This window comes from Bryobacter aggregatus MPL3, assembly GCF_000702445.1.
In the GTDB taxonomy this organism is placed as follows: Bacteria; Acidobacteriota; Terriglobia; order Bryobacterales; family Bryobacteraceae; genus Bryobacter; species Bryobacter aggregatus.
Map to the genome: position 1 here is coordinate 1,954,572 of NZ_JNIF01000003.1, position 14,131 is coordinate 1,968,702.

A 14,131-nucleotide genomic window follows, 5' to 3' on the forward strand; every position below is an offset into this window, starting at 1 on the left:
GCGATTGTTGCTTGTTTTTAGCTTTGGCCTGTCTGTATGGGCTCAAGGGACGCCCGAGGTATCCCCGGATCACTCGAAGTCGCTGTGGATTTCTATGGGAAAGTCACTCCAGACCTTGGGCCGGAGGATTCGAAACCTGCTCGGGTGAGGCCCGACGGCACCCTGGGTGAAGCGGAGAAGTTCCGCAGTGGTGATTCTCTGTCTTGCGGAGAATACCAACTCACGCTCCATATTCCTGGGGCACGCACGATCATACGGGCCTGACGATCGATTCGCGCTTTCGGATCCTCATGGTGTCCCCTGTCTATCGGATGATGGAGTCGACAAAGCCTTTCACGCTAGAGAGTGTGGCCGGGCGGTTGCCCTTGCAGGCTCGCAATCTTGGCTGCCGCTGGATCACGCTGATTGCCGTGGCAACCCCGGAGGATCAATGGTCGCTGAAGACTACCGCTGATGGGGTCTTTGGCTTCTTCGATCTCCTTCCAGGAAGTATCTGCTCTTGACCTATGGGGAACGTGCGGGGTGTCCCAGCTATGAGACAACGCTCGATTGGAAGACGAAGGAGTTTGCTCTTGTTGGTCTGACGCAGCTTTGATCTTAGAGTCCGAGCAGTCTATTGCCAGGAAGCAAAATGCGGATTCGTGCGGTTGCAGTGAAGGATGCTTCTGGGCATCGGAGTTGGTGAAGTCCTTACTGCGGGCAGTGTTGAGGGAGAGCAAGCTTGGGTCTTTGGCGTTGCGAAATGGAGTTCACGCGCTTTTCCTGATCTCTCTTGATGATCCAGCAGCTGCCATCAGGGCCTTGCGGGAGGATGCGGCTCATTCCGGAACTCCGGGCAGGCGGCGCGCGTTGGAGGATCTGGCCCCGCTCTTTTTCAAGTCATGTGTGGAAGAAAAGAGCCAGAGTTGCATGGTTGCACTTACGTCACCTATTGACGAGAAGTAGATGCTAGTGATTCGTGCGAAGGAGCGTCAGCACCGGCCGAGTGCCTCCATCTACAGTTGCAAAGCTACTGGAGTTACGTGCTACTCTATCCCGCAAAGACAAGGACAAAGAGATGCGCGCGAAATATTATCGGGTTGGCAATCGATTCTACGTCAGGTTCAAAAATACGAAAACAAAGCAGGAAGAAACAGTAGAAATTGATTCACGCGCAAAGTCCTACCTGAATTTTCAACCGCCGATGATGGGCGAGATGGACGTCGAGATCGAGGTTACATATAAGGGAAATTCTGCCTCTCTCAATTGGAAGTCGATGAAGGCGGTGACCACCTCAAACTCCAACAATGTCAGTTCCAGCGAAGTGGACCGCTCTTATGGTCTTCCAAAACCCTGGTGCCTGAGCATGGAGTTGGTTGGCTTGTTCAAGCTCGTGCGCGAAGAGTTTCGGCCGGTCCTGATTCAATACCTGGAGAGGAAGCAGGGCTTGAAAGAGTCCGATGTGAAGCTCCTGTTCCTGGCGGCAGAAAAGAATTATTCCTTGGCTTTTCGAAGTGAGGAAGAGTTCTCAAATACCCTGAACTACCTGGTCACCCGTCCCTCGCATGTTTCCGTATTGCACCTGAATCAATTTACTCAACTGACGGAGGAAGCACCGGCCATCATCGTCATTCATGGCAGCTCCGTGGATGGATTGCGCGGCAAGAAGAAAGAAGGAAAAGGGTGGACCTTTGATGTGAGTAGCGATGTTGACGTCACGATTGTCGACCAGACTCGCTTCTGTTGGGCGCAAGCCTTGGGGATCACGACCTATGCAAACGCGCAGACGGTGGAGCTGACCGATATCCACTTGAGGTTGCTGAAGCTATTGAAATTCGCTCGGCAGTTTCGCCTTCGCATGGGGAACCGGAAGATCAACTTCTGTGTCTACAATAGCGTTCAAAGCGCTCTCACTCACTCTGGCTTCTCACTGGTCTGCGTCTTCAATAGGAAGACGAGCAGCTTCCAGATTGAGCGATTGTTCTGCAAGGGAGACGACCCTTTCGCCGAGCGCCGCCAGACGCAGGATGTACAGCCCATTCTGTTGTCCAGTTTCTTTGAAAGGGTCATTCCTCTCCAGATCACGTTCGAGCAGTTTGTCACCAACGACACGCTTGAAGAGGCGCGTGAGCGTGTTACGCTCCCCAACCAAGGCAATCATCTCTTCAACGATGTTCACGCCAGTCTTAGCTTGTATCGAATGGAGTGCAAGCAAACGTTAAAAATCAAGCTTTCTGATTCGTCTCCGGTTGCGCATTGTCTTCTGGGCGGGTACTTGCGGCTGTTGAAGCAGGCGTGCTCCAGTTTGCAGATGGTTTCTCGATCCTCGAGCATTGCGGAAAAGCTTCATGGAAAGTCGTCCGAAGTTGTGACGAAAGGTTTCGATAAGCCAAGCAATAAAGAGAATGAGCTCCTCTTTGGCAATGCTTTGACTTATTTCATCAATTGCTCCAATAACTTCTGCGAGTTGGCCTTGACGGATTACAACCGGCCGGATCGGTTGGAACTACTGATCTATCCTCTGAAGAAGGCATTTGTGACGCTATTGGATTGTGCCGTAGACCGGAAACTGCTCGAAGCGCTGACCTCCAATCGATCGAATGAAGTATACGCCCGCAAGTTAGTTTCAGACTATGAACGCATTTCTGGAGAAGTCAATCAGCTGTTTAAGCTTGGGCTTGACAGGCTGCTCTCCGCGCTGCAGGGGGTAGAGGCCCACGTCTTTGTTCTGACCAAAAAGAGCGACGGACCGATTCTGCGCTTGGACTACGATATCGCTTTCAGTGTTCTCATGGGCACACGTCTCAATCTGGAGTTCCTGAAGCTGATCTTTGACCCACTTGGGACGATGACAAACGAGGATCGCTTGTTGTGGAAGTAAAGGCATTGTGTCCCCTACCAGTGCGGCTCGATGAGGAAGCAGGTTTTGCGCGCTTCGTCGTGGCATCGATTCAACGGGTCCGTTTCCTAGAAATCTGCTCGACAAGAGCGGATTGAGGTTGGGACTGCGCGAATCGAACGTAGCGATGCGTGCATCCGAGCAACCAGGAGATGAACTTGGATTTCAAGCTTGCTGGGAAAACTGCGATTGTCACGGGCGGGTCGGCTGGGATTGGGTTTTCGATTGTTGAAAGTCTGGTGGCGGAAGGGGTTCGGGTTGTCGTGCCAGGACGGAGCCGGGAGAAGTTGAAACAGGCTTTCCCTAACGGGACGAAGCTTGTGCAGACGGTCGTTGCGGATGTGGCGACAGCTGAGGGCGCTGCTTCATTGATCGATCAGGTGGACGAGATCGATATCCTTGTCAACAATCTCGGCATCTATCAGGTGCAGGACTTTGCCGCGATCAGCGATGCCGATTGGCTTCGTTTCTTTGAAGTGAATGTACTGAGCGGGGTTCGTTTGTCGCGCCACTATTTCCCGAAGATGCTGGCGAAGAATTGGGGCCGGGTGATCTTTGTGTCGAGTGAGTCTGGCGTGATGACGCCGCCGGAGATGATCCATTACGGCGTAACGAAGTCTTCGCAGCTTGCCATTTCGCGAGGGCTGGCTGAGTTGACCAAGGGCACTGAAGTCACTGTGAATTCCGTACTGCCTGGCCCGACGCGATCGGAAGGAATTGTCGATTTCATCCAGAGCTTGTCGAGTGTTCCGGGGGCGAGCGATGAGGCGGCAGAGAGAGAATTTTTCGAGAAGCATCGCTCCACCTCGCTGTTGCAACGTCTGATTCGTGGTGAGGAAGTGGCGAGTTTGGTAGCGTACTTGGCGAGTCCGTTATCGGCGGCGACGAACGGGGCGGCGCTGCGAGTGGAAGGCGGCTTGTTGCGTTCGATTGCGTAAGAGAAGGGGACCAGACGTAGAACTAGCTCTGAAGTTTCGTGGGCCATTTTTGTCTACCGTGGAAAACCGCAATCAATTCCAGCTGATCTCGTCGAACGCGGTAAGGAATGACATAGGGAGTTTCGGGTACTACACGCTCACGAGTGCCGAGAACCCGACCCGGCCGGCCCAGGTGTGGTTGGGAGGGTAGCAGATTCACTGCATCGAGAATCCGCCGAGCGACGAGAGCCGCATTCTGCTGCGAGTCTTTCCCAATGTACTCGCGCAAGTGAATGAGGTGTCGAATTGCGCGGCGGGACCAAAGCACCTTCATCGTGGGGCTTTGGTTTCACCCGGCTTGCCCCAGGTGTTGAGCCATTTCGAAACCTTGTCATGGCTGATACTCTGGCGAGCATCCAGCTCGGCAATCCCGGTATTAAGCTCACCAAGCTGCCATTCCTCGGACTCCACATAGGCCGCAATCGCTTCAGCTGCGAGAAAGGATTTCGACCGGTTCGAGCGCTTGGCAAGAGCATCGAGCCGCTGTTTTATTGCTGAGTCAATTCGGATGGAAAGAGTCTCTGTCATCACTTGTGCTCACTTGTATACACTGTCCCACGATGTAGGTAGTTGTGTTGGTGTAGGCCTTTGCTTCTCGAGATCACGCCGGCGGCCATATTGGGATGCGAGGAGGTTGCGAGTTTGGGCGAGCCCGTTGTCGGCTGTGACGAACGGGGTGGCGTTGCGAACTCGCTCGGGTGCAGTCCGACGGCACCTTTGGGGAACCGGAAAGCTTCGAAGCGATGATTCCTTGTGATATGGGGAATACCAACTTATCATCCATGTTTCTGGAGCACGCTCGATCTGTCGCTGGATTACATTGATTGCAGCGGCAGCGCCGGAGGAGCAACGGTCGTTGAAAACCACAGCCGATTGGTCCTTTGCGTTCTTTGAGGTCCTTCCCGGCAAGCATCTACTCTTGACCTATGGGGAGAGCGCGAAGTGCCCCAGCTATGAGGCCACGCTGGGTTGGAAGACGAAAGAATTTGTTTTTGCGCCTCTCTAAAGGCTGGACGCGGTGTTCCCCGGCAGCAAAATGCGGCGGACCAACGGAATCGGGATCGCACCCTGCTTCACGTACTGGTTGTGGAAGCTCTCGAGGTTGAAGCTGGCGCCTTGCGCTTGCTGCAGGTCGCCACGTAGCTTGTAGATCATGAGCTTGCCGAGCGTGTAGTACAAGTAAGTCGGGTTGTAGGAACCCCGGCGCGCTTCCTCGTAAGCGTTCGCGTGGAGTTGCATGCCGCGCTCCTCGAAGATCCTGGTTGCGTCCTCGACACTCATCCCCTGGGTATGCAGCTTGATGCCGGCAAGGTAACGGCAGTCGCGTAGCAGCGCTTCGTGGAGTTGGGCGAGCTTGATCTTCGGATCGTCTTTGCCGAAGCCTTGTTCGAGCATCATCTGTTCGGCATAATGCGCCCAGCCTTCCGCATTTGAGGCGACTCCGACAATCTTGCGCGTCTTCGTCGGGTATTGCTTCGCGTAGAGGAACTGCGTGTAGTGGCCGGGGTAGGCTTCGTGGATCGTGATGACATCCATGACAGAGCGGTTGAACAGCTTCAGGTGCTCAAGCTTCTGCTTAGCCGGCCATTCCTTCTCAGGCGGAGTGATGTAGTAGAAGGCTTCGGTCGCCTTGGTCTCATAAGCACCCGGCGTATCCATCGAGGCGAAGCCGCCGTTGCGGGCATAGGGTGGCGTCTCTTCGATGTGCGGCAGGACGTCACTCGGCAGCGAGATGATTTTCTTCTCGATGATGAAGTTGCGGATGCTCTCGATGGTGCGTTTTGAGGAAGGAATGAGGTCGGCTTCCGTCGGATGGTCTGCCTCAAGGAGCGTCATGACCTCGGCTGGCTTCTTGTTCGGAGCGATCAACTTGGCGGTGGCGACGAAGTCTGCATAGTCCTTGGCCAGATTCGCCTCGCCGATGGCGAGCAGTTTGTCGAGCGGGATGTCGACCATCTCTTCATAGAGCAGCTTTTTTGAGAAGGCCTCGGCGCCGATCGCATAGCTGCCTTTCGAGCGAGGCAGCAGGTCTTCCTTCAGCCATTTGGTAGCGTCCTCAAAGGACTTGGCCGCCGCGTCGTTGGCGGTCTTGAATTCGGCGAGCAGCGCAGCGTCGCCGGCCGCGGCGTCCTTGGCCCAGGTGGCAACCGTGTCGCGGAAGAAGCCAACCGACCCCCCAGCGATGCGGATGGCGAGGTCTGTGAACTCGCGCGGCGGATTCTGGACATTCGCCTGGAGCGCGGTGATCATCGGCGGCACGCCGCGCAGCCGCGAGGTGACAAGCTTCAGACGGTCCTTGGCAGGGGCGAAGCTGCGCTTCATGAGCAGATCGATCGAGCCGCCCGGGCCTCCGACATAGTTCATCGGGTTCTTGCGCCAGGTCTCGAGGACCTTGGTTTCGTGCAGTTCGGCGAGGATCTGCGACTTCAGGATCTCCGCGTCCATCGCGTCCTCGGCGTTTAGCTTCTGGTTCTTGAGAATCGTGTCCAGGCGGGACTGCTGGGCTTCGAGGACGGCGATGCGTTTCTGTACGGCGGCTGCCGAGAGATCTTCGATCTGCCCGTCATAGTCGTGGATGCCAGTAGCAGTGGCAAAGGAGGGGGAGGCTGCAAAGGCCGCCTTAAAGTAGTCGTCTACAAAGCCGGAGAAGCTGTCCACGGGCTGCGTGGAGCAGCCCGTAAGAAGAACGATGCAAAGGAGGGCCGTTGGGCGCATGGCCCTAGTTTATAGCCCCAGGAAGCCGCGCACCTCGGACTCCATACCGGGTGCAAAGGCGACGCCGGTGCCTTCGTAGATGGAGTCTTTCCCATTGAGGGCCATGAACTTCGCGCCAGCCTCGCGCAGGATGCAGGTGGGCGCGCAGAGGTCCCAGGGGGCAACGCTCGGTTCGAGCCAGATCTCCATGCGGCCGCTGGCCACCAGCATGGCGTCATAGATGCCACCAAAGACCCGGACGCACCAGAATTTTGACATCCAATCAAGGAGCGGCGGGCCAAAAGGCGCCTGGGTGACTGCATTCAGCTTGTTGACGCAGACGACGGCCTGCTTGGCCGTATCGATTTTGCTGGCCTGGATCGGATTGCCGTCCCAAAACGCGCCGTGACCCTTGGCGGCGTAATAAATTTCGCCGAGCATCGGCAGGTAGCAGACGCCAACGACGGGGACGCCGTTTTCTTCCAGGCCGATGAGGATGGCCCAGAGGCGGTTATTGCGCACAAAATCGCGAGTTCCGTCGATGGGGTCGATAATCCAGCGGCGGCCACTGCTGCCTTCGCGGCTAGCTCCTTCTTCGCCGAGAAAGCCGTCTTCGGGGAAGGCCTGGGACAGAATGCTCACAATGAGACGTTCACTTTCCTTGTCGGCGCGGGTGACGGGTGACTCGTCAGACTTAGTTTCGGCCTCCACTCCCTGGTTCAAAATCCGGATGCAAGCCTCGCCCGCCTTACGGGCAGCAGATTGGGCAAAAAACAGTTCGCTATCGTAACTCATTCAAACCGGGATGATAACATCGTCGAAATGAGTTCGAGGACCGTCTTTACAGCCCTGGAAGAGGCGGCCGCCCGGTACGGCGACGCTACGGCGCTGGTGCAGCCGGAGCCCGGTGGCAAGACCACGAGCTATTCGTGGAATCAGTACATGCAGATCGTCAAGGAAGTGGCCTGTGGGCTGCGGAGTTTGGGGATCCAATATGGGGATGTCGTCGCCATCCAAAGCGAGACCCGCGCGGAATTTTATTTCGCCGATATGGGAATCATCTGTAACGGATCGATTGCGGCGGCGATGTATACGAGCTATCCGCAGGGCGAAGCCATTCATAAGCTGCGCAATTGCAACGCGAAGCTGGTTTTTGTCGAGAATCCGAAGATGTTGGCGACACTGGCTGCCAGCCTCTCGTCGGCAGAGCCACTCGATTTGCAGTGGGTGTTGATGACGGGCGAGGCCGAAGGCGTGCAAACGCTGGCGGGCTTGCGGGAGCTGGGACGCGAGGCGATGGCGCAAGATGCGCAGATGTTCGCGCGGATCTACATCGAAACCAAGCCGCAGGACCCGGCAATTATCTATCTCACCTCCGGCTCCACCGGTGAGCCGAAGATGGGTCTGGTGACGCATCACGCGATTGTTTCGAATATCGCAATGGCTCCAAAGGTGCTCAAGCTCGGGCCCACTGATACGGCAATTGCCTTTTTGCCAAGTGCGCACATCACCCAACGCCTGGTGTTGCAGATGCTGCCCATGGAATACGGCATGTCGGTGTATTTCAGCGAGAGCCTGTCGCGGCTGCCGAAAGAGATCGCCGCGGTGAAGCCTACCTTCCTGCTTGCCCCGCCGCGGCTCTGGGAACGCATCCACACGAATATCGTGACGGAGATGAAGAAGAAGCCGGCGGCAATCCAGAAGCTGTTCCATGGTGGCCTAGGGCTTGGGCTGAAGGCCATGGAGTACAAGTCGCGCGGCGAGACGGTACCGTTTTGGATCTCGATGCCGCTCTCGCTGGTGGATCGTCTGGTGTTTTCGAAGATTCGGGAAAAGCTGGGCGGGCGCATCCGCTTTGCAATTTCAGGTTCGGCGCCGCTGGGCAAAGAGCTGGCTGCCTTCTTTGGCGCGGTGGGCGTTCCGATTCTCGAGGGCTATGGCCTCACCGAAGGCGGCGTGACGCATGTGAATCCGCTCGAGAAGCCAAAGATCGGTTCGATCGGCCCGCTGCTGCCGGGGGTGAAGTGCAAGCTGATGCCCGATGGGGAGATGGCGCTCAGTGGCGACACTTTGTTCAGCGGCTATTACCAGGACCCTGAGGCGAACAAGAAGGTATTTACCGACGACGGCTGGCTGTTGACCGGCGACATCGCCAGCGTCGACCCGGACGGCTACTGGTACATCACCGGGCGCAAAAAAGAGATTCTCGTTGCCTCAAACGGGAAGAAAATCTATCCGAACCGCATTGAGGGGATGTTCAAGGGCGAGCCCGGCATCAGCCAGGTGGTGTTGCTGGGAGACAAGCGGCCCTTTGTGACGGCGTTATTTACTCGCAATCCGGCTGTAACAGAGCCGCTAGAGGAAAAGCTCAAATCACTGGTACAGCAAGTGAACAAGACAGTGGAGGCGCACGAGCAGATTCGGAAGTACAAGATTCTGCCGCGTGAATTCACGATTGAACAAGGCGAGATGACGCCCACGATGAAGATTCGCAAGAGCATTGTGGCCGAACATTTCGAAGCTGAGATCAATGAAATGTACGCGGGCAAAGAGGAAATGCAGTAATGAGCAAGATTCGCGAGAAGCTGCTGGCAGAACCCGGGAAGATCCTGAAGTTGTCGGAGATCGATCCCTCAGGCACCCCGGGTTGCGACAACAAAGAAGATGGGATTGCCCGCTATCTGAAGAACATTGATCGCATGCGGGTGCTGCAGTATTTGCTATATGCGGAGGGCAAGCGCGCCGTACTCGCGGTGTTGCAGGGGATCGATGCCGGCGGCAAGGACGGCACCATCCAGAAGGTGATGACCGGGCTGAATCCGCAGGGCGTGCAGGTGACCAGTTTCAAGGTGCCGGCCGGGGAAGAGAAGGAACACGACTATCTGTGGCGGGTACACAAGGCGATTCCGAAGTGGGGGCAGATGGGGATCTTCAATCGCAGCCACTATGAGGATGTCCTGGTGGTGCGGGTGCATAACACTGTTCCTAAGGCTGTTTGGAGCAAGCGCTATGAGCAGATCAACAGCTTTGAGGAAATGCTGGCCGATAACGGCGTGAAGATCATGAAGTTCTTCCTCTACATTTCCAAGGAAGAGCAGAAGAAGCGCTTTGAAGAGCGGCTGAACAATCCCGAGAAGAACTGGAAGTTCTCGAAGGCCGATCTCGAGGAACGCAATTATTGGGACGATTACACGGCGGCCTTTGAGGAAGCGATCGGGAAGTGCAGTAAGAAGCACGCCCCCTGGTATGTGATTCCGGCAAACCGGAAATGGTATCGGGATCTTGCGGTATCTGAGATTGTCAAAGAGACACTCGAGGAGATGGACATGAAACTGCCCAAGCCGACGGCGGATCTGAGCAACATTCAGTTCGAATAGAGTTTGCCGCAGCTTTGTGGCTGGTTCCGGCATCCTGATAGGTATGTCCGAATCTCTGTTGTTTTCTCCCTTGGGTTTGCGGGAGCTTGTTTTTCCTAACCGGATTGGGGTGTCGCCCATGTGCCAGTATTCGGCGCTTGACGGCTTTGTGAACGATTGGCATCTCACTCATTTGGGGGCACGGGCCACGGGTGGGGCCGGGCTTGTGATCGTGGAGGCGACGGCGGTGGTGCCGGAAGGCCGCATCACGCCAGGTTGCACGGGCATCTGGAGTGACGCTCACATTGCACCCCTCGCAGGAATAGCCAAGTTCGTGAAGTCACAAGGGAGTGTGCCGGGGATTCAGTTGGCCCATGCGGGCCGCAAGGCCAGTTGTGCAATTCCGTGGGAGGGGGGCGCCCCGCTCCGTGTGGGCGATGGAGCCTGGCAAACGGTGGGGCCGAGCGCGATTCCGTTTGATGAGGGCTGGCATGTGCCGCATGAGCTAAGCGTGGCAGAGATTGCCGCCCTCGCCGCCGCTTTTGGGCTTGCCGCGAAGCGCGCGCTGCAGGCGGGCTTTGCAGTGATTGAACTGCATGGGGCGCACGGGTATCTGCAGCATGAGTTCCTGTCCCCGTTGTCGAATCACCGTACGGATGCCTATGGCGGGAGCTTTGAGAATCGTTCCCGTTTCCTGCGCGAGACCATCGCAGCGGTGCGAGCGGAGTGGCCGGAACGGCTGCCGCTGTTTCTGCGAATCTCGTCGTCAGATTGGGTTGAGGGTGGCTGGACGATTGAGGATTCGGTTGCACTGGCCAAGATGGTGCAGCCCTTGGGTGTCGATCTGATCGATTGCTCTTCGGGCGGAAATTCGCCGAAGGCAAAGATCGAATTGGGACCGGGCTACCAGGTGCCCTTTGCGGAGCAGATCCGGCGCGAGGGTGGAATCGCCAGTGCCGCCGTGGGTCTGATTCACACGGCCCAGCAAGCCGAAGAGGTCATTCGCGCCGGGCAGGCAGATCTGGTTCTGCTGGGACGGGAAATCTTGCGCGATCCCTACTGGCCCATCCATGCGGCGCAGGCGCTTGGTGTACCGCCAAAGGTGCCGAATCAGTATCTGCGCGCGATCTAATGCGGCCTGCCGGTCGTATACTCGCAGAAATGACTGTTTTCCGCCTCTTGTCCGTTGCCTGGATCGTTGCCGTGACGCTCCAGGCCCAGCCTGCCGACCTGATTTTCCGCAATGCCAAGGTTGTGACGGTTGACCCGAAGTTTCGGATTGCGCAGGCCATTGCGGTGCGGGGAGACCGCATCGCAGCCGTGGGCACAGATGCCAGCGTCTTGCGGCTGCGCGGGCCCAAGACGCAGGTGATTGATCTTGGAGGCAAGACGGTGCTACCGGGTCTGATCGATAGCCACACGCACGCGCTCGATGCTTCCCTCCATGAGTTCGACCATGAGATTCCGGCGATGCCCGACATCGCGGCCGTTCTGGCCCATGTGAAAGAACGGACGAAGATCGTGCCGGAGGGCGAATGGATCATTTTGCGCCAAGTCTTTATCACTCGCTTGAAGGAGCAGCGTTATCCGACGCGGCAGGAACTGGATGAAGCGGCGCCGCGGCATCCAGTCATTTTCAGTACCGGGCCAGATGCCTCCTTGAATTCGCTCGGCCTGCAGCGCAATGGCATCACCAAGGCCACCAAATCGCCGGAAGGCCAGCCGGGCAAGGTAGAACTCGATGCCGTGACGGGCGAGCCCACCGGAATCTTACGCACTTATGCCGCATTTGTGAAGTCTGTTCCGACAGAGCGGCAGCCGACGGACGCCGAGCGGATGGCCCGCTTGAAATTGCTGATGGCAGACTACAATTCGCTCGGAATCACCAGCATCACCGATCGTGCCGCCGCCGCGGGGCATGTGGAGATTTATCGCAAGCTGCGCGCAGAAGGCGGGCTGAGTTGCCGCGTGTTTCTCGACTATCATGTAGCGTTTCCGAATCGGGACTGGAAGGACGTGGAGGCCGAAATTGCTGGCGTGGCTGCCGATCCGCTGCACAAATACGACAACATGCTTTGGATGCGCGGGATCAAGGTCTTCCTCGACGGCGGGATGTTGACCGGCTCGGCGTTGATGCGCGAGCCATGGGGGAAGAGCAAGATCTATTCGATCACCGATCCCGAGTATCGAGGCATGCGCTACATCGATTCAGAACGCCTGTACCTGTTGGCGCGTGCCAGCCTGAAGCGGGAATTGCAGTTTACGGCGCACACCGTCGGTGACGGCGCGATTCATGCCTTGTTGAACGCTTATGAGCGCGTCAATGAGGAGTTCCCGGTGCGTGCGAGCCGCCCGAATTTGACCCATGCGAATTTCATGTCGCCTGAGGCTGTCGAGAAAATGGCCAAGCTGGGCGTCGTGGCGGACTTGCAGCCGGCCTGGTTGGAGTTGGACGGCGCCACCTTGGTGTCGCAGTTTGGCTTGCCCCGGATGCGCTACTTCCAGCCTTACGCGACGCTGTTCAAGAGCGGCGTCACCGTGGGCGGCGGGAGCGATCATATGCAGCGGATCGGCGCGATGCGCGCGGTGAACCCGTATCATCCCTTCTGGGGGATGTGGATCGCGATTGCCCGCCAGCCGCGTTGGACCGACCAGGTGTTGCACCCCCAGGAACGGATCACCAGAGAGCAGGCGATTCGTCTCTATACGATCAACAATGCGTTTCTGAGTTTCGAAGAAAAAGAGAAGGGTTCGCTCGAGGTTGGGAAACTGGCAGATCTGATCGTTCTCAATCGAGACATTCTGACGGTTCCGGTGGACACGATTCCGCAGATTCGTGTGGAGTCTACCTATCTGGGGGGACGGCAGGTCTACCGGCAATAAAAAAAGGTCCGGTTTTCACCGGACCTAAGGAGTGCTCGCCACAAAGAGAGATCCAATTAGTGCAATCGGCTGCTGGCGCCAGAGCGGGTGCGGGGCGAGATCACCGCAATGTCGAATTCTTCAAAGGCTTCATCCCCCGAAAACTGTGCGTAAATGCCGTCTGCAACTTCGCTCAAGCTCTGGTCTGCCATTTCTTCTTCAGCTTCGGTCTGGCTGAGGAGCTCCGCGGGTTCGGTCCAGCCGCATTGTTCGGCGATGGTGCGGGCCGTGAGATAGGCGGCGATCTCGTAATGTTCGATGCGTTGGGCGCAACCAATGAGTTGAAGGTCACGAAGATGGCCGGCTTTTGATTCTTCCAGGCATTCACTGCCTTCCGCAATGAGACCTTCCATGGCCTTGCAATGTTTTGCTTTGGCTTTCTGCCCAAGAAGTTGGAACACTTCCTCCAGCCGGGTCACCTGTTCTTTGGTCACCTCCAGGTGTTCGTTGAAGACATACTTCAAATCACGATCCTGAGCCCCGCGTACCATTTTCGGGAGAGCCTTCACCAGTTGCTTCTCGGCGCTGTACAAATCTTTGAGTTCTTCTACCAACAGATCTTCCAGGGTTTCCATGCTGATCTCCTTGTCTTTGCGGTTCCGCTTCTCGGTCTGTGGATGAACTGAGACTTCGAACTGTTACGCGATAGAAGGGGAATACTCTTCGTTCGACATCACCGTCTCTTCTTCCTCTTCTTCAGCGAACTGCTCATCCAACCCTTCATCTTCATCGAGATCGTCATCCAGTTCCTCTTCTTCAAACTCGTCGTCATCGAGTTCATCCTCTTCGTCAAAGGCGTCGTCGTCCGGCTCGTCCTCGTCTTCGCCAGGGAGCACCGTGCAGCGTGGGTCTTCGTACCCGGTCTGCTGTAGATCGATGCACGGTTCTGTCAGATAGTCCATCCCTCACCTCCATTCGCTAGAGTTCGGGCTGGGTGGCACGTTACGAGCATTTCGTCACTGGTTTGAAATCCTGTGCGGCAGGACACCGGTGGGCGCAGGGGGGGCGGCCGCCTGCACCGGCTTTTTATTCGCTGAATTTTACGTTTGTCTTGAAACAACAGAAGGCTGGATCGTCTCAATGGAGGGAATGGCTCTCCTCTCCCCGGCGCATGAAAACCATTCCTTTTCGGTGACGAGATTCGCAAGTCTACATTGCTGTGTCCGGACCGATGAATGAGATTTCATGCCCTGTTTGGACGGCGAGCTACGAATTCATTCATCTTTTTGCAGAAGGACACGATATGGATCTCAAGCGGCAACTAGCACGAGCCATGGTTGGGGCGTACTCTGTCCCGCGAGATC

At 56.7% G+C, this 14,131-nt stretch carries 14 protein-coding genes; 8 read left to right on the forward strand and 6 right to left on the reverse strand.

The window, feature by feature from the left end:
- Positions 1–290: 290 nt before the first annotated feature.
- The 3 genes from M017_RS0109270 to M017_RS0109285 all read left to right on the forward strand — a co-directional run bounded on the left by M017_RS0109270 (position 291) and on the right by M017_RS0109285 (position 3,816).
- Entirely contained in the window at positions 291–503 is a 213-nt protein-coding gene (locus M017_RS0109270; protein WP_031497574.1) for a hypothetical protein, read from the forward strand.
- Positions 504–1,057: 554 nt separating this feature from the next.
- Positions 1,058–2,860 (forward strand): hypothetical protein, encoded by a 1,803-nt coding sequence (locus tag M017_RS0109280; RefSeq protein ID WP_031497577.1) that lies wholly within the window; start codon positions 1,058–1,060, stop codon positions 2,858–2,860.
- Between the two features lie 176 nt (positions 2,861–3,036).
- A complete protein-coding gene (locus M017_RS0109285; RefSeq protein ID WP_031497578.1) occupies positions 3,037–3,816 on the forward strand; it encodes an SDR family NAD(P)-dependent oxidoreductase in 780 nt (259 codons plus the stop codon).
- A gap of 22 nt (positions 3,817–3,838) precedes the next feature.
- Here the strand turns inward: M017_RS0109285 and M017_RS30660 are convergent, their stop codons facing one another.
- Positions 3,839–4,129 carry a type II toxin-antitoxin system RelE/ParE family toxin gene (locus M017_RS30660; protein WP_035957746.1) on the reverse strand — a complete coding sequence of 97 codons (291 nt, stop codon included), beginning with the start codon at positions 4,127–4,129 and terminating at the stop codon, positions 3,839–3,841.
- Positions 4,126–4,383: a CopG family ribbon-helix-helix protein gene (locus M017_RS0109290; protein ID WP_031497580.1), complete on the reverse strand. Its 258-nt coding sequence runs from the start codon at positions 4,381–4,383 to the stop codon at positions 4,126–4,128. The genes M017_RS30660 and M017_RS0109290 overlap by 4 nt, the downstream gene beginning before the upstream one ends.
- A 328-nt stretch (positions 4,384–4,711) precedes the next feature.
- On the opposite strand from M017_RS0109290, the gene M017_RS0109295 reads away from it, so the two are divergent.
- The gene (locus M017_RS0109295) at positions 4,712–4,861 is read left to right on the forward strand and encodes a hypothetical protein (protein ID WP_155121327.1); all 150 of its coding nucleotides are present in this window, start codon (positions 4,712–4,714) and stop codon (positions 4,859–4,861) included.
- Here M017_RS0109295 and M017_RS0109300 read toward each other — a convergent pair.
- Together M017_RS0109300 and M017_RS0109305 are read right to left on the reverse strand one after the other, a co-directional pair.
- The gene (locus M017_RS0109300; RefSeq protein ID WP_031497584.1) at positions 4,858–6,570 is read right to left on the reverse strand and encodes a DUF885 domain-containing protein; all 1,713 of its coding nucleotides are present in this window, start codon (positions 6,568–6,570) and stop codon (positions 4,858–4,860) included. The genes M017_RS0109295 and M017_RS0109300 overlap by 4 nt on opposite strands.
- A 9-nt stretch (positions 6,571–6,579) precedes the next feature.
- The gene (locus tag M017_RS0109305) at positions 6,580–7,344 is read right to left on the reverse strand and encodes an inositol monophosphatase family protein (RefSeq protein WP_051669728.1); all 765 of its coding nucleotides are present in this window, start codon (positions 7,342–7,344) and stop codon (positions 6,580–6,582) included.
- A 27-nt stretch (positions 7,345–7,371) separates the two neighbouring features.
- Here M017_RS0109305 and M017_RS0109310 point away from each other — a divergent pair, with 27 nt between their 5' ends.
- From M017_RS0109310 to M017_RS0109325, 4 genes are read left to right on the forward strand one after another with little or no spacing between them, the layout of a single operon-like run.
- The gene (locus tag M017_RS0109310; protein ID WP_031497587.1) at positions 7,372–9,114 is read left to right on the forward strand and encodes an AMP-dependent synthetase/ligase; all 1,743 of its coding nucleotides are present in this window, start codon (positions 7,372–7,374) and stop codon (positions 9,112–9,114) included.
- Entirely contained in the window at positions 9,114–9,926 is an 813-nt protein-coding gene (locus tag M017_RS0109315; protein WP_031497588.1) for a polyphosphate kinase 2 family protein, read from the forward strand. The genes M017_RS0109310 and M017_RS0109315 overlap by 1 nt, the downstream gene beginning before the upstream one ends.
- A 43-nt stretch (positions 9,927–9,969) precedes the next feature.
- Positions 9,970–11,037 (forward strand): NADH:flavin oxidoreductase/NADH oxidase, encoded by a 1,068-nt coding sequence (locus tag M017_RS0109320; RefSeq protein WP_031497589.1) that lies wholly within the window; start codon positions 9,970–9,972, stop codon positions 11,035–11,037.
- 29 nt (positions 11,038–11,066) lie between these two features.
- Positions 11,067–12,788 carry an amidohydrolase gene (locus M017_RS0109325; RefSeq protein WP_080507601.1) on the forward strand — a complete coding sequence of 574 codons (1,722 nt, stop codon included), beginning with the start codon at positions 11,067–11,069 and terminating at the stop codon, positions 12,786–12,788.
- Between the two features lie 56 nt (positions 12,789–12,844).
- On the opposite strand, the gene M017_RS0109330 is transcribed toward M017_RS0109325, so the two are convergent.
- Complete coding sequence (locus M017_RS0109330; RefSeq protein ID WP_080507602.1) at positions 12,845–13,402, reverse strand: ferritin-like domain-containing protein; 558 nt, start codon at positions 13,400–13,402, stop codon at positions 12,845–12,847.
- 63 nt (positions 13,403–13,465) lie between these two features.
- Positions 13,466–13,729 carry a hypothetical protein gene (locus M017_RS0109335; RefSeq protein ID WP_031497592.1) on the reverse strand — a complete coding sequence of 88 codons (264 nt, stop codon included), beginning with the start codon at positions 13,727–13,729 and terminating at the stop codon, positions 13,466–13,468.
- Positions 13,730–14,131: the final 402 nt, after the last annotated feature.

What these genes read in the sequence shown, in the direction of transcription:
- M017_RS0109270 (WP_031497574.1), top strand. Translation starts at nt 291, where the DNA reads ATGGTGTCCCCTGTCTATCGGATGATGGAGTCGACAAAGCCTTTCACG.
- M017_RS0109280 (WP_031497577.1), top strand. Translation starts at nt 1,058, where the DNA reads ATGCGCGCGAAATATTATCGGGTTGGCAATCGATTCTACGTCAGGTTC.
- M017_RS30660 (WP_035957746.1), bottom strand. Translation starts at nt 4,129, where the DNA reads ATGAAGGTGCTTTGGTCCCGCCGCGCAATTCGACACCTCATTCACTTG.
- M017_RS0109290 (WP_031497580.1), bottom strand. Translation starts at nt 4,383, where the DNA reads ATGACAGAGACTCTTTCCATCCGAATTGACTCAGCAATAAAACAGCGG.
- M017_RS0109300 (WP_031497584.1), bottom strand. Translation starts at nt 6,570, where the DNA reads ATGCGCCCAACGGCCCTCCTTTGCATCGTTCTTCTTACGGGCTGCTCC.
- M017_RS0109305 (WP_051669728.1), bottom strand. Translation starts at nt 7,344, where the DNA reads ATGAGTTACGATAGCGAACTGTTTTTTGCCCAATCTGCTGCCCGTAAG.
- M017_RS0109310 (WP_031497587.1), top strand. Translation starts at nt 7,372, where the DNA reads ATGAGTTCGAGGACCGTCTTTACAGCCCTGGAAGAGGCGGCCGCCCGG.
- M017_RS0109315 (WP_031497588.1), top strand. Translation starts at nt 9,114, where the DNA reads ATGAGCAAGATTCGCGAGAAGCTGCTGGCAGAACCCGGGAAGATCCTG.
- M017_RS0109320 (WP_031497589.1), top strand. Translation starts at nt 9,970, where the DNA reads ATGTCCGAATCTCTGTTGTTTTCTCCCTTGGGTTTGCGGGAGCTTGTT.
- M017_RS0109325 (WP_080507601.1), top strand. Translation starts at nt 11,067, where the DNA reads ATGACTGTTTTCCGCCTCTTGTCCGTTGCCTGGATCGTTGCCGTGACG.
- M017_RS0109330 (WP_080507602.1), bottom strand. Translation starts at nt 13,402, where the DNA reads ATGGAAACCCTGGAAGATCTGTTGGTAGAAGAACTCAAAGATTTGTAC.
- M017_RS0109335 (WP_031497592.1), bottom strand. Translation starts at nt 13,729, where the DNA reads ATGGACTATCTGACAGAACCGTGCATCGATCTACAGCAGACCGGGTAC.